This is a genomic window from Pedobacter sp. UYEF25, from assembly GCF_054061655.1.
In genome coordinates this window covers 33,771-59,473 of sequence record NZ_JBSSEL010000025.1, presented here as the reverse complement: position 1 = coordinate 59,473, position 25,703 = coordinate 33,771, and the positions used below count along the sequence as shown (strand labels likewise).

The 25,703-nt window shown below is 38.9% G+C and carries 14 protein-coding genes; all 14 read right to left on the bottom strand.

The features are described from left to right. Nucleotides 1–481: 481 nt before the first annotated feature. Nucleotides 482–1,177 carry a ribose-5-phosphate isomerase RpiA gene (rpiA, locus tag ACVWYG_RS17605; protein WP_457272096.1) on the bottom strand — a complete coding sequence of 232 codons (696 nt, stop codon included), beginning with the start codon at nt 1,175–1,177 and terminating at the stop codon, nt 482–484. 38 nt (nt 1,178–1,215) lie between these two features. Next, nucleotides 1,216–3,561, bottom strand: a complete 2,346-nt coding sequence (locus ACVWYG_RS17600) for a TonB-dependent receptor (protein WP_457272094.1) — start codon at nt 3,559–3,561, stop codon at nt 1,216–1,218. Between the two features lie 98 nt (nt 3,562–3,659). Beyond that, on the bottom strand, nt 3,660–5,621 hold the full coding sequence (locus tag ACVWYG_RS17595; RefSeq protein WP_457272092.1) for a c-type cytochrome: 1,962 nt from the start codon (nt 5,619–5,621) through the stop codon (nt 3,660–3,662). Between the two features lie 11 nt (nt 5,622–5,632). Beyond that, complete coding sequence (locus tag ACVWYG_RS17590; RefSeq protein ID WP_457272090.1) at nt 5,633–7,048, bottom strand: 3-keto-disaccharide hydrolase; 1,416 nt, start codon at nt 7,046–7,048, stop codon at nt 5,633–5,635. A gap of 71 nt (nt 7,049–7,119) precedes the next feature. Then, nucleotides 7,120–9,420 (bottom strand): GH92 family glycosyl hydrolase, encoded by a 2,301-nt coding sequence (locus ACVWYG_RS17585; protein WP_457272088.1) that lies wholly within the window; start codon nt 9,418–9,420, stop codon nt 7,120–7,122. Between the two features lie 51 nt (nt 9,421–9,471). Continuing rightward, on the bottom strand, nt 9,472–10,143 hold the full coding sequence (locus tag ACVWYG_RS17580) for a basic secretory protein-like protein (RefSeq protein ID WP_457272086.1): 672 nt from the start codon (nt 10,141–10,143) through the stop codon (nt 9,472–9,474). Between the two features lie 79 nt (nt 10,144–10,222). Next, entirely contained in the window at nt 10,223–11,230 is a 1,008-nt protein-coding gene (locus tag ACVWYG_RS17575) for a basic secretory protein-like protein (protein ID WP_457272084.1), read from the bottom strand. 58 nt (nt 11,231–11,288) lie between these two features. Next, complete coding sequence (locus ACVWYG_RS17570; protein WP_457272082.1) at nt 11,289–12,170, bottom strand: ROK family protein; 882 nt, start codon at nt 12,168–12,170, stop codon at nt 11,289–11,291. Between the two features lie 52 nt (nt 12,171–12,222). Beyond that, a complete protein-coding gene (locus tag ACVWYG_RS17565; RefSeq protein WP_457272080.1) occupies nt 12,223–14,493 on the bottom strand; it encodes a GH92 family glycosyl hydrolase in 2,271 nt (756 codons plus the stop codon). Nucleotides 14,494–14,513: 20 nt separating this feature from the next. Beyond that, nucleotides 14,514–16,685 (bottom strand): hypothetical protein, encoded by a 2,172-nt coding sequence (locus ACVWYG_RS17560; RefSeq protein WP_457272079.1) that lies wholly within the window; start codon nt 16,683–16,685, stop codon nt 14,514–14,516. A gap of 56 nt (nt 16,686–16,741) precedes the next feature. Next, the gene (locus ACVWYG_RS17555; RefSeq protein WP_457272077.1) at nt 16,742–19,192 is read right to left on the bottom strand and encodes a glutaminase domain-containing protein; all 2,451 of its coding nucleotides are present in this window, start codon (nt 19,190–19,192) and stop codon (nt 16,742–16,744) included. Nucleotides 19,193–19,496: 304 nt separating this feature from the next. Then, nucleotides 19,497–21,053, bottom strand: coding sequence for a RagB/SusD family nutrient uptake outer membrane protein (locus ACVWYG_RS17550; RefSeq protein WP_457272075.1), 1,557 nt, complete (start codon nt 21,051–21,053; stop codon nt 19,497–19,499). A 27-nt stretch (nt 21,054–21,080) separates the two neighbouring features. Further along, nucleotides 21,081–24,281, bottom strand: a complete 3,201-nt coding sequence (locus ACVWYG_RS17545) for a SusC/RagA family TonB-linked outer membrane protein (protein ID WP_457272073.1) — start codon at nt 24,279–24,281, stop codon at nt 21,081–21,083. Between the two features lie 278 nt (nt 24,282–24,559). Beyond that, nucleotides 24,560–25,570, bottom strand: a complete 1,011-nt coding sequence (locus ACVWYG_RS17540) for a LacI family DNA-binding transcriptional regulator (protein WP_457272071.1) — start codon at nt 25,568–25,570, stop codon at nt 24,560–24,562. Nucleotides 25,571–25,703: the final 133 nt, after the last annotated feature.

The following is a 25,703-nucleotide window of genomic DNA, read 5'->3' as shown; positions in this document are numbered from 1 at the left end:
CTAGACTTGCTTAGGATGCCAACTCACTCTCCCACCTCTTCACTTATTTCTATAAATTTGATGATAAATTATTATTATTCAAACATAGGAGGATGTCATTCCCATCGTTAGCGCACCGCTCATTCTGCTATTTCGCGGTTAGCGATTGCAGAGGAAATCCTTTTTGCGAGGAACGAGCAAAAAGATTGGAACGTAAAGCGCGACCCTCTTCAGGGGAACGCTCGAATTATTAAAACTCGCTAAAGTTTAGTTCTGCCCAACGGATCTTTAATGTTCCTAAATCCAGGGATTATTAATAATATTGACGAATACTTCTCAACTTCTACTGCATTATTCGTTCTTAGTTTTAACCAATTAAGCCACCCAAAAACTTTATTACTTTTTTTAAAACCTTTTAATGGTTAATGCGTTTACTTATCGAGAGCGTTAATTTAGATTGCGGGGGAGTTGTTTAGGCAGCTTCCCCGTTTCTTTTTCTTATTTATTTCTCAAAAACTTCAATCGACATACCTTTCGACATAATTATTTTCTGCGTTAAGCCAATAAATAATCCTTGGGCAAAAACACCCACAATCTGGTTTAGCCGAATAGAAAGTGCTTCAGGATTTTCTATCAATCCAAAATCGGTATCTAGAATAACATTTCCGTTGTCTGTTTTGTAAACCTCGTTATGCGCCATTCGTAACACACACTTTCCACCAAGCTTTTCAATTTCATTAAAGGCATATTGGTAAGCCAAGGGTACAATTTCTATGGGCAAGGTAAAAGCACCAAGAGTTGACACGAGTTTGGAAGAATCTGTTACGATAATGCTGTTTCTAGCTAAGGACGCGACTATTTTTTCTCTAAAAAGTGCTCCTCCGCCACCCTTTATTACATCTAAACTTTTTGTAAATTCGTCTGCGCCGTCTACACTTATGTCTAAATAATCTACTCTACTAAGGTCCAACATCTCTATACCAAACGTGTTCGCTAGTTCCTCGGTTTTTACAGAAGTTGCTACAGCTTTGATCTTTAATCCATCTTTAACTCTTTGTCCGATCGCTTCGATGGCATATTTTGCAGTGCTCCCTGTGCCCAAACCAACCAAATCTCCATTTTTTATAAATTCTACTGCCGCCAAAGCAGCAGCCTTCTTTTCGAGTTCTACCGCAGACAAGGATTCGATATTCATCATAAGTTTTTTAAATTTTTCTGAAGACAGTAACGTCAGTTTTAGAATTTGGTCTTTACCGACATTCCAAATGTACGGGGATTGCCCAAATGTGCGGCGCCAAAATCATATGCATAATCGATATACGTTTTATTATTTAGATTTCTTCCCCATAAATAAATTTCGTAATTTTTATTAGAAACCCCAACTTTTGCATTTAATAAACTGTAGCCTTTTTGTTCTATCTGATTGGCGAGGTCAAAAAATTGACTGCCGATGTAAAACCATTCGCTCCTTGCCACCAAACTCAAATTGGAAGTTTTTTTTATTTGAACGTTGTATTGTATTGCCGTTGAAGAGGTTACGCTAGGCGTGTAAACCTGCTTATTCCCATTAAGATTAACTTTTTTCCCGTCAACGGGCAAACTCAATGTTTTGTACACTGCATCCGCATAGCCTAAATTATAGTTGAAATCCAAGCCTTTTAAAGGTTTTGCTGCAAGTTCTAATTCGATACCCTCGCTATGCAATTTACCTGCATTTTTAGTCACTGTAACTGCATCCGGCAAGATTAAAACAGGAATTTGAGCATTTGTTAGGTTAATGTAGAAGTAAGATAAATTTAACCTTAATTTTTGATCTAAAAATTCATTTTTCAATCCGATTTCATAATTATCACTGTACTCTGGTTTGTATGCAACAAGTGGCAACACAGATGGATCTGAACCAAGTTGTGTTAATCCTCCAGATCGGAAACCTCTGCTATAGCTCACATACAAGTTGCTGTAATCAACTAATTTATAGGCCAAAGAAAGCTTTGGTGAGAAGGCCTTAAAGGCAGTTCTTCCTACTGTATCGCTTTGCGTAATCATTGCATCGGCACCATCCATCAAAAATTCTCCCTGAACATTTAGTTTTTTATGCTCGTAGTCATACCGTAAACCAACAGTTGCGACAAGTTGAGGGGTAATTGAATAATTCAATTGTCCGAAAGCGGCTAAACCATAACCCTTACCTGTATTGGTATTTATAGTGGTGAAATTAGGAAAAGGCGCACCGAGCAATTCTCCATCTACTCCGAAATGCGTTCCCTGCTTAACAGGATTGGTCTGATAAAATCCATAAAGACCTGCAATCCATTTTAGTTTTCCAACACTAGCAGGCGAACTTACCTTAAACTCTTGTGTGTACACTTGTACTTTATTCCAATCTTTGCCATAATTATTTACAATCGACACCCCATCTATTGGAGAAAAATCGCCATCTATGGGCAAAGTGTAATACCTATAATTACGCTGATAAGCCGTTTGAGAACTCACATTTACATTGTTGCCATAGTAATTGGCAGACAAAGAGGCGTTAAATAGGTTGTCTACCATCTTGGTTAGCGCGTTCTGATTCACTTCAAATGGATGCTCAAAAGCATCGACTACACTGCCAGTAAGCGGAAAAGTTCCGTTATTTCTGTTCTCATTGTGTTTAACATTTAAGGTAAGCGAGAATTTATCATTTGGGAGATATTTTAAATAATAATTCCCTAACAAACCCTGAAGTTTATCAAACTTTGCACTGTTAAAACGATTGGTATAAAAACCGTCTTGCTTATTATAAAGTACAGCCGCGCCAAAGTACAGATGGTTTTGGATAAGTGGCAGTCGAATGCCTGCACTATAACGTGCTTGACCAAATGTTCCGAAATCGGCACCTAGAAATCCACTAACATCATTTGTTGGTTTTTTGGTGAGGATATTGATTACACCACCCATTGCATTTCGGCCGTAAAGTGTACCTTGTGGACCACGCAGAACTTCTATACTTTCAACATCAAACAGCGAGGAAATGTAAGTATCTAATCCAAACTGATTTACACCATCTATATAAGTTGCGATGGCTTGGTCATATGAGGTCGTTGCAATTCCTCTAATGGAGGTTACATTTCTGCCATCGCCAGGATTACTGCTGTACAAATTTGGAACAACAGTGGATAGATCTCTCGTGGATTGAATGCGATAATCTTCTATCTTTTGTGCCGACAACAAAGTAACACTTGCAGCTACATCTTGCAATTTTTGTTCTTGTTTCTCTGAGCTTACCACAACCTCATCTAATTTTAAACTAGATCGATTTAAAGTTATGGTATAAAAAACGCCACCTTCCACCGAAACAATTTTTTCCGCGTAACCTACTGCAGAAAATTTTAAACTTAGTTTTCCAGACGAGATATGATAGAAGGTAAAGTTTCCGTTAGCCCCTGTTTTTAGTGTAATGGGTTTGTTTAGCACTTCCACCAATATATTGGGCAGCGCTTTGCCAAATTCATCAAAAACCCTACCGCTAAAGTTCATTGTTTGCTGGGCATTTGCTGCGCAGCCAATGAGTAACAAAGCCAAAACTAAAATTCTTCTCATCGCTATTTAAATTCGTGTAAAAACAGAGCGGTTGGAATTTCTGCCAACCGCTTTTTATTATTTATTATGAAAACTTATAGTCTTTATTAAAATTACAGTTATTTTAGAGAATTTATCCATGCAGCGATTTTAAGCGCATCTGCTTTCGCAACTTGTGGCATTGGCGGCATCTCCGTCGAATAGCCAGGCCAATTTTTTGGCTCAGGATTATGAATCAGTTTCAAAATTCGTTCATTGGTATAATTACGTTTTGCTATTTCTGCAAAAGCTGGCCCAATTTGCTTTTTAGTCGGATTATGACAAGCTAAGCAAGTGTTTTTAGTGAGTAATCCTTCTACCTCTTTATAAGTTGGGACTTTTGCCACGATTTGTTGCACACCTTTTGGGTTGTCCACATTTGCTTTTTCTGGAACCGAATTTGTCGGCAATTTCTTTGGAATGATCTTACCAGTTGTTAACATCGCAGAGTTTTTAGTGCTTACGCCTTCCATTGATAGTTTTGCGCCATCTGGAATTGCGTTTAAAGTATAGTAAGCTACTGGATGAACTAAAGAGTAATAAGCCTCCTTATCTCTAACGCCGTCTAAGGTTAAAGTGTGGATATAATATGGACGTAATCCTTGCACAATTAATCTTGCTTTCATTCCATCCGGCGATAATTTTACGCCGCTGATTTTCAAAGTTTCTTGATTAACTGGCGGCGAGCCATATACTGGTTGATACTTATAAGTAAAACTCTCTACTGCGTAAGATGCTATATCTTCTGCAGATTTTACATCTACTGGTTTTGTAAACTCCACTTCAAAACCATCAGGCATTGCCCTAACCGCTTTCATCTCAAACGGAATTTTGTTGTTGTAAGTTACGCGTTCCAAGCCCTCATTCGCATCGCCGGCAGAACCCCAACCTCTGTTTGTCTCTCCAACAAACAAAGAACCATCCTGTCCCCAAGCCAACCTAAGTACGCCCGAACGAAATCCTTTTCTAAACAAAAATGCAGCGCCCTGTTCTTCGCCCTTTACTTTTTCTAAAAATACGCGAGAAATGATGCTCATCCCTTGATCACCTATAAGAACCTGACCGGCAAACGGACCAAAAGCTCCTTCCGGAATTTTTACAGCCTCGGAAGTAGAGATTCCCAAAATACCGTGCGGTAGAATAACCTCCGGCAATTTTAAAGAAGGAAACGTTTTCTGTTGTTCGTGAAGGGTAGTAAATTTCTCATCAACCCTATTTTCAGGTTTAATCTGTCTTCCATTAGCGTCTTTTACGCGCCTCTCATCAATATGGGAATAGAAAAAAGTAGAATCTACTTTTACCGGAGAGTCTGGCCTATTTGCCCAACGCAAACTTGCGGGATGGCCCATGAAATCACCTTTGTTTACTTTCCATAAACCACCAGACCCAACCCAATCTCCTTGATTCTCGGTATAGTAGAATTGGCCATCTAATAAACTTATTCCGGCAGGAGACCGAAATCCGGCTGCATACGGCATCATTTTTCCATCTTCCGTAATGTTCATTGCCCACCCTCGCATCGGCACGCGACTTTCTGCTCGCCACCACTCTTCATCGCCAAAGGCAACATTTGCGGTGACCATAAAGGTACCATCGGGCATAATTTTCGGCCCGAAACTATATTCGTGATAATGTCCACTTATCGGCCAGGCATAAATAGTTTCATATACATCAGCTTTTCCATCCATGTTTTTATCTATCAACTTGGTTAACTCCCCTCGTTGGGCAACATAAATAGCTCCATCTTTGAACGCTAGACCTAAAATCTCATGTAAACCAGAAGCAAATTTTCTAAAATATGGTCTCGCGCCAGTTGGATTTTCTACAATATAAACTTCACCGCGGCGGGTAGAGATTCCTAAATCTCCATTCGGGAAAGTTGCCAACCCGCCCACTTCTAGTATAATTCCTTCCGGTACTCTAACTTTATTTATTTTAAAGAAGTCTTCTTCTTTTGGTGTTTCTTGCGAAAAGCTGGCGCTTACAGTCATTAAACCTAGTGCCAATGCAACAATCGCGCTTTTTCTATTTAAAAATTTCATGTTGTATTTGCTTAAAATAAGATTGAATAATTTAATTTACTGCCAATTGGCATAATCAATTGCTTCATCCCATTGTGATCCCGAATGGTCGGTTTTCCATCGGCCTCGTTAATTTTAATGTAATAAGACTTATCGTTTAGCACATATAATCCCTTTTCTATTTCTTGGATGTCTGTTGCATTTGCTAAAAGAAGGTATAGGTCTTTTGAAGCATTATCAGTAGAGATCTCCCTATCTAATCCATGTCCATCTGCCATCGCTTTAATGGCGTCATTAATTTTTACGCCATAAGTAATGTAAGTAAATTCAGGTCTATCTTTAGTATCCATTACGTAACCTTTGGGTTTATAACCAGAACCCACGGTATCTGTTGGCCAACTATCACTATTGCTTTTTAATAGCGCAATAGATGGAATAAGCGTTTTTGTAAAATAGGTAACGCTTCCTTCCGGTTTAGATGTGCCATTTCCGCGACCGTCCCACATAGGTGTTGTTTCCAGAAAATAGCCATGCCAAGCTTTCATAAGCGTACCTTTATCCAAATTGTAACTAAAACTCACTTGTTCCGGCCCACCAACCGAAATGCCATGCGGCGCAAGGACATTATTTTCTAATGGGACAAAACTACGAAGGTTTATATTGCTGTTTGCCTCTATATAAATTGGATCCGGACCATCTCGTTGCTCTTTCATCGCAATATCCTGAAAAGGCGCAATGCTGATATTTCTGAAGGCTACCGAACCATGATCTCCTTGTAGACGCAAAGGTGCCATGGCTACTTCTTTACCATTGTTTCCTCTAGTCGGACCGACTAATTCGATGTTTTCGTGGATAATAACCCCATTAAGTACCACCTGTAAAATTTTTGCGTTTGCTGTTTTGCTGCCAGTCCCATCAAAGGTTGCGGCTTGAAAAACGATTTTAATGTGTTGCCACAAACCTGGCGCTTTGCTTACATTTTGGCGAGGTGCAAAACCACCAACTACTTCATCGCCCTTAGGTCTAGAAGCGTCCCATCTGCCATAGATTCCCCCATTATTTGCAGCTGTTGGATTTCTGTATCCCCAAGAATCTTCTAGCTGAATTTCGTAATTTCCCTGCAGATAGATTCCCGAATTACCGCCTTTTGCCATCATGTAATCTAGCTCCACAACAGCATTACCGAACTCCTCATTCGTGAATAAGTCGGCACCATGGCTTTTCTCATTAGATGAACAAAGTAGAATACCTGTACCTTTAGTGCTTTTTATTAGGTCGTCTTTTGCTAAATCGGCGATAACGCCGCCCACGATAGCCCAATTTTTATTAGAATTTTTAAATGCCGAGAAATTCTCTAGGCTAATTTGCTTCGTCTGGCTAAAACCAATTTCGCTCAGGAGAACCATCGATATCACTATCGCCGGCGCTCGCAATTTGTTAAGTCTCATAGTTAAATTTGATTAGTTATAAATAAATACAACTGGGTCTGTGTACATTTCGACTCAGACCCAGCTAAATCTTACTTGTCGGTTGATAAAGAGTAAGGGAAATCTACCGGATTAGAACCACGTTGTTTATTTGGGGAATCTGTCATATCAAAATCTAGAACAGCACCTGCTTGAAGTGCCTTGTGGCTTAACCAGTTTTTAGAGTATAACTTTCCATTGATTTTTAACGAATTTACGTACAGATTACTACTACTGTTCTTAGGAGCATTAATCACAATCTTTTTCCCATTTTCTAGGCTGATGGTTATTTTCTTAAACAACGGTGCACCAAGTACATATTGATCTGTAGCAGGGGTTACCGGATAAAAACCCATTGCGGAGAAAACGTACCAAGCAGATGTTTGTCCATTATCTTCATCACCACAATAGCCATCTGGCGTTGCATGATACATCCTATTCATAGTTTCTCGGGCCCAATATTGTGTTTTGTATGGGGCACCTCCATAGTTGTACAAATAAATCATATGCTGTATAGGTTGATTTCCATGTGCGTATTGTCCCATACCAGCAATTTGCATTTCCCTAATTTCATGGATTACACCGCCATAAGCGCTTTCATCGAAAACCGGTGGCATCGAGAACACAGAATCTAACTTCTCCACAAATTTTCCGTAACCACCTATCATTTTTGCCAATCCGTCTATGTCTTGAAAAACCGACCAAGTGTAATGCCAGCTATTTCCTTCTGTAAACGCCCCGCCCCACTTAAATGGACTAAATGGTGTTTGAAAAGTTCCATCTTCATTTTTACCACGCATTAGCCCAACCCTTTCATCAAAAAGGTTTTTATAGTTCATGGCTCTTTTTTTGTATATGGCAATTTCTGAAGCAGGCTTTCCTAATGTTTTACCTAATTGATAAATTGCAAAATCATCGTAAGAATACTCTAGCGTCTTCGCAGCATTCTCACCTATTTTCACATCATAAGGAACATAGCCCAACTTATTATAATATTCAAATCCATTACGACCAACTGCTTCCATTGGCCCTTGACCGTTTGCGCCATGCTTTAAAGCTTCCCACAACGTATTTATGTCATAACCGCGACCACCTTTTATATAGGCATCGGCAACGACAGACGCCGAGTTATTTCCCACCATAATGTTGGCATAACCCGGGCTACTCCATTCTGGCAACCACCCACCTTCTTTGTAATCATTTACAAGCCCTTCTTGCATTTCTTTATTGATGGAGGGATAAACTAAATTTAGGAAAGGATAAAGCGCTCTAAATGTATCCCAGAAACCCGTTCCTGCAAACATATAACCAGGAAGTACTTTTCCAGTATACGGACTCCAGTGAGTGGGTTTATTGTTTGCGTCTAGCTCGTAAATTTTATTTGGGAAAAACAAGGTGCGATACAAACAAGAGTAAAAGGTTCTGGTTTGATCTACTGTTCCGCCCTCAACCAAAACCCTATTTAATGTGTTGTTCCAAACTGCTTTTGCCTTTGCTTTTGTAGCATCGAAATTGTCGTTTGCAAGTTCTCTTTTTAAATTAAGTTCTGCTTGCTCAAAACTTATAAATGAGGAGGCAACCTTCGCATTAACTTGTTCGCCGTTTTTTGTTTTGAAACCAATTACTGCACCGCTTTGATCGCTTTGCAATTCTAAATCATCAGTAATCGCCGTTTTGCTACTCCAAGTTTTAGAGATGTCAAAATCCTTGTCAAAATGAATGACAAAATAATTTTTGAAGTTACTTGGCAATGGACCACGTGCATATTTTGTGGTATAACCTATAATCTTTCGCTCTCTAGGAATAATTTTTATGTAAGAGCCTTTATTTTGAGCATCAACTACGATATAAGCGCTGTCTGTTTTAGGGAATGTAAACCTAAATTGAGCTGCCCTTTCAGTCGGCGCAATCTCGGTCGTCATGTCGTAATCAGCTAAATATACGCTGTAATAATAGGGCTTAGAAACTTCTGCTTTATGGCTAAACCAACTCGCACGATCTTCGTCGGTAACTCTTAATTTTCCAACCACAGGCATTATTGCAAAAGCGCCGTAATCGTTCATCCATGGAGAAGGTTGATGCGTTTGTTTAAATCCACGAATCTTATTGGCACTATACTGATAGGCCCATCCGTCTCCGTTTTTTCCGGTTTGAGGCGTCCACATATTCATGCCCCAAGGCACACCAATGGCAGGATAAGTATTACCGTTAGATAGACTCGGGTCAGAATCGGTTCCCATCAAAGGGTTGATCCAATCGACTGGATCTACAATAGGACCTACTAGAGGCATATTTGTTTGCGCAAAGCTGTGACTCACAGCAAGCGTAAATAACGCGATTAATAGTTTTTTCATTTGTGTTTGTTTGGTTAGTGTGTGTATTTTTAATTACTTTGGTTAAGTTATCTAAATATCTGGATTTTTAGCGTAAGCTTGCCATAAATCATCAAGGTTTTTCCCCGTTTGGTCTTTCCAGATGTTAGGACTATATGTATGATTCCGGAGCGTAGCATCTACCGTTTTCACTATTCCTGGTTTAACATTTTTTTCTATCCAAGCAAAAAATGCAGCGGTTGTTCTGTAACTATTTGTATAACTATCATTTTCTTTTGGTGGCATTAATTTCCAACCGGCTTCTGCATTGGCTATTCCAAATTTATAACGGGCATAATCGGCTATGCCCTCTGTTAACCAGCCGGGTCCAACACTTTGGCCATAATCCTGCACAATGTGCATGGTTTCATGTGTTACTACATCTATATCACTTGGGTGTTTCGACATATATTTCGGATTAAAAGTAACGTTTCCGTTTGCTGTCGCAGCAACCCCATCATAAGCAGTATCGATCGAAAAGTAAACCTTTTTAATGGTTTTGGAATTGTATTCGGCAGCGAGTTTTGGATAAACTTCAAAAAAAGTTTCTATTAGGCGCTGCTTCAACTGTGGACTAAAACTTGCGTCATTACTTTTAAAAACTAACGTATAGCCGTTTTTCTTTACTTGCTCTTGCGCCTGAGACCTGTTTAGTAAAAAGCACGAAGACAAAACTAAAGCAATATAAATGGAATTTTTTTTCATGGTCCTATAGCTAAATTTGAGGACAATTTACTAAATCGTTTTATCATTTTAGAATTTACACTCAAATCTCACAAAAAACTTACTTAACTAGCATTTTACCCGCTTTTTTATCAGCGTATTCTAAAAGAATTTTATTTGGGTTTTGCGTATATGCTGTCCAAAGTTCATCGAGACTTTTACCAGTTAGATTTTTCCAAGATTGTAAGGTATATGCTTTTTTTCTTAATAGGTCGTCTATTGTTTTAATAATATTTGGCTTCACATTTTGCGCTATCCAAACAAAGAAACGGGCAGTTACTCTGTAGCTATTTGTATAATTTTGTTTAGCATTATAAGCAGGTAAAAACCATTTAGACCCAACATTATCATAACCATATTTGTACCTCACGTAATCTGCAATTCCTTCAGTAAGCCAAACTGGGCCAGAGCCATAACCGTACCCCTGCACTACATGCATGCCTTCATGGGTTACAATATCTATATCCGTCGGATGTGCTTTCATATAATCTGCGCTAAATAAGATTCGCCCGTCGCTCGCTTCTGCAACCGCTTTGTATGCTGTATCTATTACAAAAACTACTTCCTTCCTAGCTTTCTTATTGAACGTCTTCCTAAGTTTGGGGTAAACGGCAAAATATGTTTCTGTTAACGTTTTCTTAACTTCGGGATCTAAATTTCGATCCTTACTCACAAATACCAGCGTATAACCATGGTGTTTTGTGGTGTCTGATAAAATCCAATGAGACGCCAAACTAACCGCTAACATTTTATCTAAATTTTTTGGATTGCCATTTATCCAAATGCTGTCCAGCACGATCTCTCCTTCTTTTGCGGCCAACGTTTTGGTTAGATGCGGCTTAATTATTAAGTCGACTTTCCTTTTTGTCCGGTAACCATCAGCCTTTGCAAAAGCCGGATACGCTTTAAAAAAAGCATCGACAAGATGTTCTTTTGCCTTCACATTTTTTAGAGCGGCCAGATTGTTAAAAATTAAAGTATACCGATCTCTTTTTATTGTATCGGTTTGTGCTCGCACAGTTGATGACAGGATCAGAACAGAGATAAAAACTACAAATTTATTCATCATGATTTTAATTTATCAGGCGTCATAAAATAACAGAAACAAAACCATGGCAGTTGTAATGCTACTTAGTCATAAAATATTCCTCGCAGCAACTTGCTGCCCCAATTATGGCAGAGAGTTCGTTAAGTTTGGATACTACTATTTCTACATCTAACTGATGCTCTTTTAAAGTTTCCATCAACTTTGGTGAGAAAGCAAAAAAAGACTTTGAAATGTTTCCGCCAATCACAACAGTATCTGAGTGAGAAGCTTTAACTATTGGTGCTAGAAAATTAGCAAGATTTTCACCAAATTCATCAAATATTCGTTGTGCGTTTACATCACTTTCCAATAAATCGACAAGCGTTTTAACACCATCTAATGCGTTACCCGAAATTTCCTTATATCTTTTTATAAACCATCCAGTAGAAAAATAATCTTCAGCAACGCCATCCAAAAACTGCTTGTTCCATAAATCTGCATCTACAGATTTAAAATTGGTAGAATATGCAGATCCTAATCCGGTGCCGAGCGTTAAGCCAAACACGCTAGATTTACCTATCGCTGCGCCAGCATAAACTTCTCCTTGCAAAAAGCTAGCTGCATCGTTAATAAAACAAATATTTTCTTTTGGAATGCCCAGATAATCGGAAAGCTCTTCTTTTATATTTATTCCATAAAGCGCTCTAAATTTATCTTGATCTTTAATGAGAGATACCCCTTCCTCATAATCAAACGGTCCGGGCATAGCAATACCTATATACCGTAATCTTTGAGGAATTTCTTTAAAAATTTCATTAATAACATTGCACCAGGACTTTATTATGTCTTCTTTTTTGCCTCGGGAGTTAACCACTTCCCTCCTTAAAGAATCCCTGATTAATTGCCGGCTATTTAAATCTATCAACGCAGCGGTGATGTGACTACCCCCAATGTCTATTCCTAATGCAACATGCTTGTCCATGCTTTCTATTTTGTAAATTTTCTTTGTTCCCTATATTATTTTTATAGAAACATTAATTTTTTGTTAATGAAAACGGTTTATCTTCTTTTGCTAAACCTCTATTTTTATTTGGTGCATCACCCATCTGTAACATAAGCGTTCCGCCATCGGTTAAATCTTTATACGTTAAAAAATTACGCGTAAAATTTTTACCATTTAACGTGGCGGATTTAATGTAAACGTTTGCTTCAGAGTTTAATGGCGCGTTAATAACAAATTTTTTACCATTCTCTAAAAAGATGGTTGTCTTTTTAAACTTCGGGCTACCCATTGCATATTCACCGGTTCCCGGCGTTACACTATAAAAGCCCATCGCACTTAAAACGTACCAAGAAGATGTTTGTCCTTGATCTTCATCCCCGGGATAGCCATCTTCTGTGCCAGAATAGAGTTTATCCATTACCTGTCGAGACCAGTATTGAGTTTTCCAAGGCTGATTGGCATAATTATACAAGTACAACATGTGTTGAATAGGTTGATTTCCATGCGCATACTGGCCCATATTTGCCACCACCATTTCTTTCATTTCATGTATCATCCCGCCGTAACTGCCAACGTTAACTTTGTTTGGCTCCGAAAAAACAGAATCTAGTTTTGCTGTGAAATTTTGATTTCCACCCATTAAATCTATCAAACCTTGTGTATCTTGAAAAACCGACCAAACCCAATGCCAAGCGTTTCCTTCTGTAAATGGCCCTCCCCATTCTGTAGGATCAAAGTTTGGCCGCCACTTGCCCATTTCATCGCGCCCGCGCATGAACCGGGTAGAGGAATCATACACATTTTTGTAATTGTACATTTGGCGACTAAATACCTCCATATAAAATTTGTTTCCGGTCATTCTGGCCAATTCGTAAGCGCAAAAATCATCATAGGCATATTCTAAGGTTTTGGCAGTTGCTTCTCTATATTTTGTGTAGGGCACAAAGCCCAGTTCATAATATTCCTTCCAGCCGTCTCTTCCATTTGCCGGCCCCCACGGCCCCTTGTTGAAAGCTTCATGAGCATAAGCTTCTAGCGCTTTTTGTGGATCGAATGTTCTAATGCCTTTAGCCCAAGCATCTGTAAAAAGAGCAATTGCATGGTTGCCAATCATACTGCCCGCCTCGCTTGGAAAAGACCAAGAAGGGAGCCAACCACATTGGTCATAAGCGGCAAGCATTGCCTGCATATATTGCCCCTGCATCTCCGGATGCATTAACGCAGTGAGTGGAAACTGGGCTCTAAATGTATCCCAAAACCCAGTATCGGTAAACATGTAGCCATCATGCACTTTGCCATCGTATGGACTAAAATAATATGGTTTTCCTTGTTCGTTTAGCTCGTAGAATTTTCTAGAAAACAAACTTGCCCTAAAAAAACAAGAGTAGAATGTTCCCATATCTGCCTTAGTTCCGCCTTCTACCTCTATTTTCCCTAAAGACTTGTTCCAAACTTCCGCAGCCTTCTTTTGGGTATCTTCCACCGTTTTATCGTCGCCCAACTCCGTGTCTAAATTTAACTGAGCTTGGGCTGGACTGATGTATGATGAGGCCGTTTTAACCTGTACGTCTACTCCATCTGCGAACTGAACGTAAGCACCCTTCCCTAAACCGTCCGCAAATGTCGAGTCAGGTTTAACGGTATTGGTTTTATTTTCCCAAGTGCCGTAGACCTTAAAAGACTTATCAAATATCAAAACAAAATAACTTTTCCAACCTTTTTTAAAGCCTTCTCCATTATTTACATAGCCAGTAATTTTATTTTCTTTAGGATGGATTTCAACTCCACTCAAATGCGTATAACCGTCTAAAACAAGATAACTTTTTTTTCCTTTCGGGAATGAAAAGCGTAAATGTGCACCACGTTCTGATGGAGAAATTTCTGTCTTGATTTTATTCTCAAACGTAACTTTATAGTAGTTTGGTTTTGCTACCTCGTTTTTGTGGCTAAATTTTGCTTCCCTGTCATTTTCATTCACTACTAAATGATCGATTTCAGGGAAAAGTGAAAACACAGCATAATCTCTGGTCCAAGAACTGCATTGATGCGCTTGTTGAAAACCCCTAATCTTATCTTTTGCATACTGATATTTCCAACCATCGCCGTTTTTACCGGTTTGCGGCGTCCACGTATGCATGCCGAAAGGTAGCGCAGTTGTTGGGTATGTGTTGCCTCGCGTTAGGGTAAAGTCTGAATTTGTTCCTTGCAGCGTATTCACGTACTGAACAAAATCTTTCTTTTGGGCGTAAATTGACGTAGATGTTAAAAAAAACAATATACTTATTGCAACGCTAATCTTCATTCTAGTTGTTGTTTGCCTGCTCACCATTTAATAGTTGCTTTAACCCCTTCACTGTAATTCTCGAAACCTAATAGGAGCGTTTTGGACTTTGAATCCCATTCGCTCCGATTTATTTTCAAAGGTCGTCCGTTTAATTGTAAACTAATCTCTTTTGGTTGTTTTGTAAGTAAAATCCTCATTACATTATTTGTGTTCGACGGGCTCTTTGCTATGAATGAATAGCTAGAAGTACCAAGTTTTTCATCTGTAATTCTTGCTGCTGTTGCCAAAGTCTGTGGTCTTTGTTTGTGTTCAACTTTACTTAAATCGTAGAGATAACCTTGGCTTCCGACTGGGATAATTTTTTTAGTTAAAATGGGCAGATTGGCATCAAATAAATCGATAAATGATCCCATTAATGTTAGAGGTTTCTTATCAATTGCCTCATCCATTACGGCGGCAATAACAAACGGACCGCGGTTTAAAACAAAATTATTTTTATCAGTCAACTTTCCAGCCTTTGCGTCATCTTCGTAAGCATGCTGAACAATTTTTAAAAAATCGGCATCTCCACCACTTTCTAATACGTTCTCTTTTGGATCTTTTCTGAGTACATAGACACTGCCTTTAGCAATTCGGTAACTACCTATTTTACCGTCATCAGCTATACCTAAGCGTTTAAATAAATGCGCTGACGGGGCATTAAAATTGTTTCCTTCTGTATTCCACCACTCTTTTACCGTTTGAAAAGGATCTTTATCTCTTCCAAGATAAACAAGTACGCCCCCATTTTTTACCCATTTCACCAATTCCTCGTGGTAAGAAGCAGAAAGTGGCTTCATATTGGCATAACTCATTATTAGCACTTTGACTCCTTTTAAAGCATCAGGCTTTCCTAAATTTTCCATGTGTATGGTTTCCACGGGCACTCCTCGCTTCAATAATGGAAGCGCCATGCCGTAGAAATTAGATAAACTTGGGTCATCGTACCCATTGTGGGTTGGAAAACGTTGAAACATCATGGAGTTAGACAATAGCACTGCTATACCGTGACTTCCATTTACCTTATTGTCGGACTTTGGCATTTGATTGAGAGAATTTACCATTACCTGCATCTGAGTGGCATAGGCGGGAGAAATTGCCTGTTTATTTGCTTTGCCTTCTACCGAAAATTTGCCGTTATAAATTCTATTTGGCCAAGGCATTACCTCATAAGTATCTACACTTGGATATAATAGTTCTGCAGCAAAAGTTGCTTGGTAATTTCTTTTGTAATCATCCCAAGAATGGGCTCTGTCTTCTATTGGATCTGTTAAAAAGTAAACCCTTCTGCCGGTCGATGCCGTCATCGAAACCATAGAGCCATATTCTAAAAAAGCGTTCTCAAATACCCTTTCCTTTTTAATTCCATTAAAATAAATAGGTTCTCTGGCAGTACCGGTCCAAACTTGGGCAATGTAACCATCCATTCCTTCTAAGTTTGCCAAACTTGCCTCGGGACTAACAATTTCCCAGAGCGAATAATTTATTAAGGAATGAGTTGGCACATAGCACTTTACCCGTGCACCTTTACTTTCGCTATACGTTTTTATATAATCGAACACTGCCTTAAGCGCGTTGTAGTAAAGCTGATACTTTAATTTTGAAGAAAGATAGGTTGCTTCTGCAGATTTATCTTGCGGCATCCAGGCAGCACCATAATACTTTTGCCATTCAGTCTTAAAAGCGTCGCTGTACCCCGCTCTTGCCCAAAATTCTGGCTCCTCTAAGTAAATAGCGGTAACCCCTGCATCAATTGCACGCTTTACCTGCGTTTTCATGTAGTTTATAAAGTTGGCAGATGGGACGATATATGGTACATTTTTACCATGCCAAATGGTATCGCCTTTCACGGTAACCTGTCCCTCGTCAAGGTGTTTTTTTCCATCCCAATTGCCTAGGAAATAATCTTGATACTCTCCCCAAGCTATGCCTGTCATAAACTGAACTTCGTAGCCTTTATCTTTGTATCCTTTTACACGTTCTTCAAAATCACCTCCAGTACCATTAATTCCATAAACCATGGCGATATCTGATCTAATGTCAAACGAAGTGCTAAAAGCCCTGCTTTCCTGAAAAGATGTTTTCTGTTTGCTGATGCTTTGAGCTAAACCATTTCCAATGCCAAAACACCACAAAATGCCGAACAGGTAAAAATTGATTGGTCTTAACATGGAGTGGTATAGATTAGATTTTGGAACATTATCATTTGGATTTTTTTAGAGGGATGCTATTTTATTTCCCATTTATCTGCGAGCAGCTTAATAAAATAACCGCCAACAACACTTCTAGCCTGAAAACCAACTTGTTTTCCATTTGTTGTTTCGTGCCAATCACTTAACGGGACCCTGCTTGTTGTCTCTGTTGCAAACTTATAAACAGGTTTAATAAATCTTTCGAAATCTGCTTGATTATCTGCTAAGGTGGCAGTCCACATAATCCAATCAGATTTAGAATAGGTTTTCCTGCTGTCTAAAGGCAATCCAAATTCGTTCTGTTTGGTCAAATAAAAGTCTATTTCCTTTTTATAAATCTCTTTTGGAAAAAGATCTAGCTGCAATAATTTATCCCACACGAGGTTGTATTTTTGACTCCAAGTATTTTTATCGCTAAAAGTTAAGGCAAAATGATCCCCATCATTTGCCATTATTGCCCATTTTTTGGCCATTTCTTCTGCTGCCTCGCGGTATTTCTTCGCCACGTCATCATAACCAAGTTTTTTCGCCATTTGCGCATAGCCGCCCAAGGCAACAATAGCCTTTACAGACAAGTTTGCGTTGCGTGCCAAATGGCCGGCAAAATCATCAGTAGAAAGTTGGTTTGTTGGGTCGAAGCCATTTGCTAGTAGATAATCTGCCCAAATGGACAGCTCTTTCCAATGTTTTTTTGCGAAGTTTGCATTCCCTTCTGCTTTGGCAATTGCTGTAGTTAAAATAATCACATTACCAGCTTCCTCTACTGGCATGTCTTCTCCATAGGTTTGGCCGTTTGCAAGCGGATAGGTACCTAAATCATGCGCAGGGAACGGTTTTTTCCACTTTCCACTTTCCGAGTAGTAGAAAATCCCATTTAACATTCCTTTTAACAACTCCGGATTATAAATTAAATATTCTGGTGCAGACGGATAAGTAATATCAACAGTATTTATAGATCCGTTGCTAAAATTTTCTTTCGATAAAAAAAGAATGTCGCCGTTAGGGGCATATGCAATTTTATGCGCAGCTATGCTTTGGCGGTATGCCATTTCGCAAAGTTTTGCATAGTCTTCTCCACCAGCTTTTAAGGCATCATTGTAAAGTTTATTATCAAATTCTTGGCAAAGATAAGTAACGGGCTTATAATCAGTTTCAGCCTGCACCAACTGATCTACAAAGTTATTCGAACCATTTTTTCTCCATATAGGAAGTAAATCTTCTCCAAAGTATTGCACCGATTTTAAATCATCGTAACCAACCAACACATGCTTTTGCACCAAATTTTCTGTAATTTTACCATAGTCGATGATGGTTCCCAGATCTATTGTTTGTGCATTCGACACCTGTTTTTTTGATGTATATTTCGAATCTCTAAAGGATTGCAAATTGTCTGTTTGGTTGCCAATTATTTGGGTAGCCTTGTATGTATTCGGTGTGGCTACATATACATATCCCCAATCTATACGCACATCATCACCATGCTTTTTGAGTATTTGTTGTGATATAGTTCCTGCTTTCAAAATAGAAAGTCCTTTACCTTCACTTTGCGAGGCATTTATTGGTTGAGTTGGGCTATCTACAGAAAGGTCAGACGACGCTCCAAAATATATTTGCACATCATGCACTTTTTTATCGTTGCTTTTTACGCCATATGTGAGGTAACTTATAGGTCGGGCGGTTAATTTTATATCATTTATTAAAAGCGGCGAGGTAAAGCTGGCCTCTAAATCTATAGGACCGCAGGTAAATGTAAATTTTGTTGTGGTTGCCTTAAAACTAACGTTGGTTTGTTTTGCTGCTAAAATCTCTAAGTTTTCTGGCGCATCCTCAACAATACCTGCATCCAGAAACCTTCCACCCGCTGTATTTTTTACGTGTATTGCCATTACATTCCTGCCTTTTTTTAGCGCCGAGGCAGGTATTGGAATGTACACAAACTGATTTACCCAGCCATCTTTTTTATAAACTTCTTGGCCGTTTAAATAAACAATAACATTGTCATCATGGTTCAAAACCAAGTATTTAGCATTATCGCTAACTCCATCAAGATTAAAAGTTCTTGGATAGTAGAGATCATCGGTTGTCCATTTTGTCTTAGCCTTTTTATTATCACCAAAAGGTGCATCGCCCTTTTTCCAATTGGAATCTTCAAAACCGGTTTTATTCCAATCAGCGTTTGGTTCTGCAAACGAATAACTTGCTTGATAAGATTTCTGCCCTGCGGTAGGCAGTATGGTGATTTGCTTTTTGCTTTGCGCTCCTAAAAAACGGTATAAAACTCCGTCTACTTTAACCACACCAATAAGGAATTGATTTTTACCTGTCCAATGTTTGGTAACAGACTGATTTAATCCATCGCCAAAAGACCAAATGCTGAAATAAGCGTCGTGGGTGATTAACGGGTATGCCGGCGCTTTGTCTTGAGCATTTACAGCTGAGCAGAAAACTACGCACAGCATAAGAAGGTGAATTTTTTTGATCATCATATTTGGTTTCTTACATGGTTAAAACAGCACGTGGTTTTTGCGCTTGCAGTTAGCAAGGGCAGATTGTTTTGACCACAGTTATAATGAAATGTGCAAGTGCTTAACCAAAAGCTTGGCCAAGATAAGTAAAACGATTTACTCGGAAAACATTTTCTGATAAAAATTTTGAATAGTTTTTAATTTTGTCAAAAAAAACCTCCAATCTAACATGTCCTACCTATTAAAGGAATCTTTGAAATTGATTTATTTGTTTTTTAAAAAAAAAGGCGCCATTTAGGCGCCCTTTTAAAAAAAATCAATTGTGCTAATAACCCGGGTTTTGAACTAAATTAGGGTTATTCTTTATTTCTGGTGTTGGTATCGGAAACAATAGGTTTTTTGTTTGTAACGGCTGATCTACGCTTTTGTTTACGTGGCCGACAAAATCATCAAATCCTTTTGTGGTCTCGTTAAAAACCTTTCTAAGACGAATCATATCGAACCAAGTAATGCCTTCATAACACAACTCATACCACCGTTGCCTCCAAACCTCAGCTTCGAATGCTGTTTGAGACAAGGCGCCGATAGGAGCCAATTTGGCTCTAGCTCTAATGGCATTTACCGCGGCAACCGCAGCCGCGTTTGGTCCTCCATCGGCTCTATTTTCTGCCTCTGCATACATCAATAAAACATCTGCATAACGAATTTGAGGAATATTTAAATCACTCCGACTTGTTCCCTGCACACCAAGTTTTCCGTTCGCAACCAGATCGAAATACTTAAAGATGTAGGTTTTACCTCTGTTTATAAGTGGAAGTTTATAACCATCTGTATAATAATCATTGTAGAAAAATCCTTCTCTATTTTTTGCCCTTAAATCTCCGGCCGCATATGATCCATAAAAATCTGCCGTTGGAATAGAGGTTCCTATTCCGTCTATTTTAGACACCAATGGCTGGTGTAAAGGAAGGTAGGTGGATTGTAATGGATTGCCAGCTCCGGCAGCATCATTGTATTGAATTTGAAAGATATTCTCTAACTTATTATCGTTTGCTGCATCGTGAAGATCATCGTAACTAGCAAATAAGTTTAAAGAACCAGGATTGCCTGTAGAATAATCGATAACTTCCTTTGCCTTATCTGCGGCAAGTTTATAAGAAGCGGCTCCTTTGTTTAAAGGTTGGCCAGCCATGGTTAAATACACCTTTGCAAGCTCAGATTTTGCGGCCATCGTAGACACTCTGCCACTTGCATCCATAGCAGGCAATCCTGCTGTTTCGGCAGTTTTAAGGTCCTCGATAATTTGATTGTAAACCGCTTCTTGTGCTGTTCTTGCAGGCGAGAAATTGGGATCGCCAGGACCATTTATGGGCTTCAATACCAATGGAACATCACCCCAAAGCCTTACCAGGTAAAAATATGCCCATGCCCTTAAAAAAGATGCTTCGCCCAAGATTCTTTTCTTTTGAGCGGCGTCCATCGGGTTTATGCCCGGCACCTTTTCTAATACTAGATTCGCTTGCGCAATCACTTTATACCAGCCATTCCAGTTTTGGTTTACATGTAAGTTACTTCCATCGTAAATAAGGGAATATAGGTTATTTAAATCAGAATTTTGCGCAGTTTCGGTACTTTGTATACCAGTTGGCGCATCTAACATTTGCCAGTTATTGGAAAAGATACCTGCGCCATTGCCTATAAATCTAATTTCAGAATAGACAGCGGCTATGCCAGCTTCTGCATGCTCTGGAAGTGTGTAAAAACTTTTTGGCGATAAATTTGATGGATCCGTTTCATCCAAAAATTTCTTACAGCCCGAATTGCTTGTTATTGCGCCTCCAAGAAGCAGTAAAACAGCAATACTTTTTATATTTATTTTCATGATAATGTCTTTAAATTTGATCAAAGTTTACAATCCAATATTTAAGCCCAACATAAAAGTGGTAGGTTTTGGATAATCAAAGAATGTTTGTCCCTGCGCAAATGAATTTCCGTAAGTACTTACTTCAGGGTCGTTGCCAGTGTATTTGGTTGCCAAAAAGAAGTTCTGTACAGAGGTATACACCCGAAGTCTGCTAAGATGTAATTTTTCTACCAGAGCGGAATTAAAGTTGTAAGCCAACAATAAATTTTTACCTCTGATAAAAGATCCATCTTCTAACCAGTGCGTGTCGACGTTGGTCACATATCCAGCCGATTGATCTCTGATGGCTGCAATCGGCGTGTTCTGGTTTTCAGGAGTCCAAGCGTTTAGAACGCTCCTAAAGCTGTTCGCTTGAACCTGTCTGTCCTCACCCGAGTGATGCGTCATGTTAAGCACATCATTTCCATAAGAATACTGTAACTCTACAATAAGATCGAAATTTTTATATTGGAATGAATTAGAAAGCGCACCATATCCCTTTGGACTTCCCTGACCAATGATTTGCCTATCTGCATCTGTAATCGCTTTATCTCCATTTACGTCTAGGTATTTTATATCGCCGGGCAACAGTGGCTTGCCTCCGCGGTAACTTGTAAATTGTGCTGCTTCCGCACGTTCTGCCTCACTCCAAGTTCCCAAACGAACCAGGCCCCAAAAAGATCCAACAGGTTCACCAACTCTGATAATACCAGTTTGGTTAGTGAAATTTGGATTACCCACACCAAAAATATCATCTGGAGTAGCAAGAGAAAGTACCTTGTTTCTGTTTAATGAGATGTTAAAAATTGTTTTCCAGCTAAAGTCATCGGTCCGAATGTTTACTGTGTTGATTCCAAGATCTAAACCTTTGTTTTCTAAAGAGCCCACATTTCTTCTAATTACTGCATAGCCACTTGTTCTTGGAACCGGGGCATCCAGTAACATATTGGTAGTCTTTCGGTAATAAATATCGGCTTCTAAATTTATCCTATTGTTAAGCAATCCCAACTCCAGACCACCGTCAAACTGAGCTGTTTTTTCCCATACCAGATCAGGGTTTGCAAGTCTGTTTATGCCAATGCCCGTTACCTTATTGTCATTAATGATGGCAAAGTTATTTCCTAAAGTTGCCAAAGATTGGTAGGCCGGAAGTTCCGAGTTTCCTGTTAAACCATAGCTGGTACGTAATTTTAAGTTAGAAATAGTCTCATTACCTTTAAGAAAATCTTCGTCAGACACTTTCCATGCCAAGGCCGCAGATGGGAAAAATGCAAACTTGTTGTTTTCTCCGAATTTAGAAGAACCATCTGCTCTGGCGGTAACTGTTAAAAGGTATTTGTCTTTAAAAGTGTAGTTTACCCTACCAAAGTAAGAATTGAAGGCAAATCTGTTTCTGTTAGAACCTAATGAAATAGACTTGCTTCCAGAACCAAGGTTGTTGCTTTCGAAAAAATCGGTTACGAAATTCTCCGAGTGTGCACTAGCGCTCACATAGTTGTTTCCCTGCCATGAGATACCGAGTACTGCATTAATGGAATGCTCTTCTGCAAAGCGCTTATTATAGGTTAAATAGTTTTCAAACGACCAATATGTTTCTCTGCTGTTGCTAATATTGGCAGTTCCATTTTGTCCGTCAGATATCCCATACAGCAACTTTGCATTGTATTCACTTATGTCTCTGCTTACGATATTAGCACCCAGTTGCGAGCGAAATTCTAAGTCTTTTGTAAATTTGATGTTGGAATAAATACTTCCTAAAGACGTTTGGGTGAGGATACCATATTTTTGGTCGGTCAAAATATGTACCGGATTTGAGCCGCCTTCTGCCCAGGGAATAAGTTTGTTATCGCCCCAAGTTCCATCGGCCAACTTAATTGGTAAAAACGGAAATGCTTCTGTAATCATCCGGACTGAATTTAAACCACCAGTACCTTGATCTACAATATTTTCCTCCTGATTGTTATAACTTAAACTTCCGCCAACGGATAACCAGTCTTTAACTTTGCTATCAAAATTAAATCTACCAGAGTACCGCTTCAAGAAAGAGTTTTTCAACAAACCTTCATCATCGCGATAGCCTACAAAAACGGCATAGGTGTTTTTGTCGCCGCCACCGGTAAAACCGAGTTGGTGATTTTGAGACAGCTTGTTTTGAGTAGACTCCTTTAGCCAATCTGTATCGTATAGCGGATCTCCATTGCTGTTAAAAAATTGAGGCAACGACGCTCTCAACGTTTTTGGAATAGGAGTAGAAGCGTAGTTTCCTGCTGCCCAACCCACCGGATCATAAACCTTTATATTTTCATAAGCCAGATCCTGAACTTTTACATATTCTGCAGAATTAAGCATCTCTACATGTTGTGGGCCAATGGTATTTACACCAAAATCAGCATCGTAGCTAATTTTATGTGTATTTGCTGCCCCCCTTTTTGTGGTGATTAATATTACACCATTTGCACCGCGCGCGCCATAAATAGCCGTAGAGGAGGCATCCTTTAAAACCTCTACGGAAGCAATATCACTTGGATTAATATAATCTATTGCATTGCTGTTTTGACTTTGCGTACTTACAGGTAACGCAACCCCATCTACTACATAAAGCGGATTATTACTGGTATTGATAGAGCTAAATCCTCGAATTCTGATATTTGTTTGCCCACCTGGCCTCCCAGAGTTTGTATTTACCTGCACGCCAGAAATCCGTCCAGCCAACGCTTGATTAAGGGAAGGCGCAGGTCTTTCTTGAAGCTCGCTCGCTTTAACTACGCCAACTGAGCCAGTAAGATCTGATTTTTTTACTGTTCCGTAACCAACAACAACTACCTCATCGAGGTTATTATTGGTAGATACGACAAGTTTAATGGTAAGGTTTGACTGATTGCCGATTTTGACAGTCTGGGCCGTGTAGCCAACATAACTAATTCGAACCACATCGCCATCGTTGGCTTCTATGGAAAATTTTCCACTCGCATCGGTTACAGTGGTTTTGCCGGATGTTTCGTTTTTGATGCCTGCTCCAGGTATGGATTGGCCTTTCTCATCTAAAACGGTTCCGGTAATGGCTTTTCGCGCAGAAATTTGCTTTTCAGGCAAACTCTCTTTCAATAATGGGAGGGTTGACTCCCAATGGTAATTCATTGAAAACGCGGGGCTGCTAAGCAATGCAATTGCAGCTACGCCCGAGATTTTAAGTAAATTAACTCTCATTTGCAGTTTAGGTTAGAAATGGTTAGATATTAAATTAAAATTGTCGAAAGCCCGAACTTAACGAAGCCTTCAAACAATGCTTTATTTAAACTTTTGCGTACAGCGAATTAAAAACCGAGGGAACGATGATCAAAATCTCATGGTTAGTTGAGTCGATCAGTCATTATATGAATATCGTTTACCCTTATCATTAAAACGATTTACTGTAGCAATGATAAAGATATTGTGGGATGATTCCTAAAACGGGTAGGGTAACTTTTTTGTTGCAATGTGTAATTCTACTCAGGGCTCCTGAGTATCAGCGTTGCAGGAAAAATGATGTTTTCCTTTTTAGGTTTAACTTTAGCAGATAATTCCTTTAAAATAAGATTTATAATGGATTCTGAAATTTCTTCAATAGGCTGCTGCACCGTAGATATTTCTGGAGAATGCAGTTCGAAAGCAATATGATCATCATATCCTATTACAGTAAAATCTTCATTTACTGTGCGCTTGATGTTTTTTATGGCTTTTAAACCACTAAGTGTTAAATAGTTAGTTGCAAAAAGAACTGCATCGATTTCTCTTGATAGCAGCAAGTTCTCGATGGAACTAATGGTTTGCAACTCTGTTTGATTAAAAGGTATTCTTAAAACTAAATGCTCATCGTAAGAAAGTCCGCCATCCGCAATTGCAGCTCTGTAACCATCATGTCTTTCGATAATCTGATCAACCTTAATATCTATCGTAATTAGTGCTATTTTCCTTTTACCGTCTTTAATAAAAGCTTTAACAGCATCGTAACACGCTTTAAAATGATCTACGCCGACGTAATTTGTATGCAACTCTGGCAGGTTTCTGTCAAAAAAGATTACAGGTTTATTGTCGTTGAGCAACATTTGTATTTCATTTTCTATTCCAACTATTGGCGATATAATATAGGCATCTAAATTCCTCGATTTAAATAAATGAATAAGCTCTTTTGCTTTTTCGGCGTTGTTTTCAGTACTAGAATAAATAATCTTATATCCTTTCGAATAGGCTTTATCTTCGATCATTCTTGCCACTTTTGCAAAAAATGTATTCGAAATATCTTCTACCAGCAAGCCAATGGTGTAACTATTTCCTGTTCTAAGACTTCTTGCAGTTTGATTTGGTTTATATCCACTGTCTGCAATCACTTTTTCAACTTTTTTTATTACGGCATCGCTAAGTGATTTTTCTTTAGCCTTGCCGTTAATAATAAAAGAAACAGTGGTAATAGACACATTTGCAAGCGCAGCAATATCTTTTATAGACAGGGTTTTCATAAATTTAGGTGAGTTGGAACATTAATTTTAGAGCAATCTCATATTGCAAAAATTTTGCTAATATAGTAAAAAAAATAAAGTTTTAGTAAATCGGATAATGGTCGAATAAACGCAGTTTACAGACAAAAAGAAC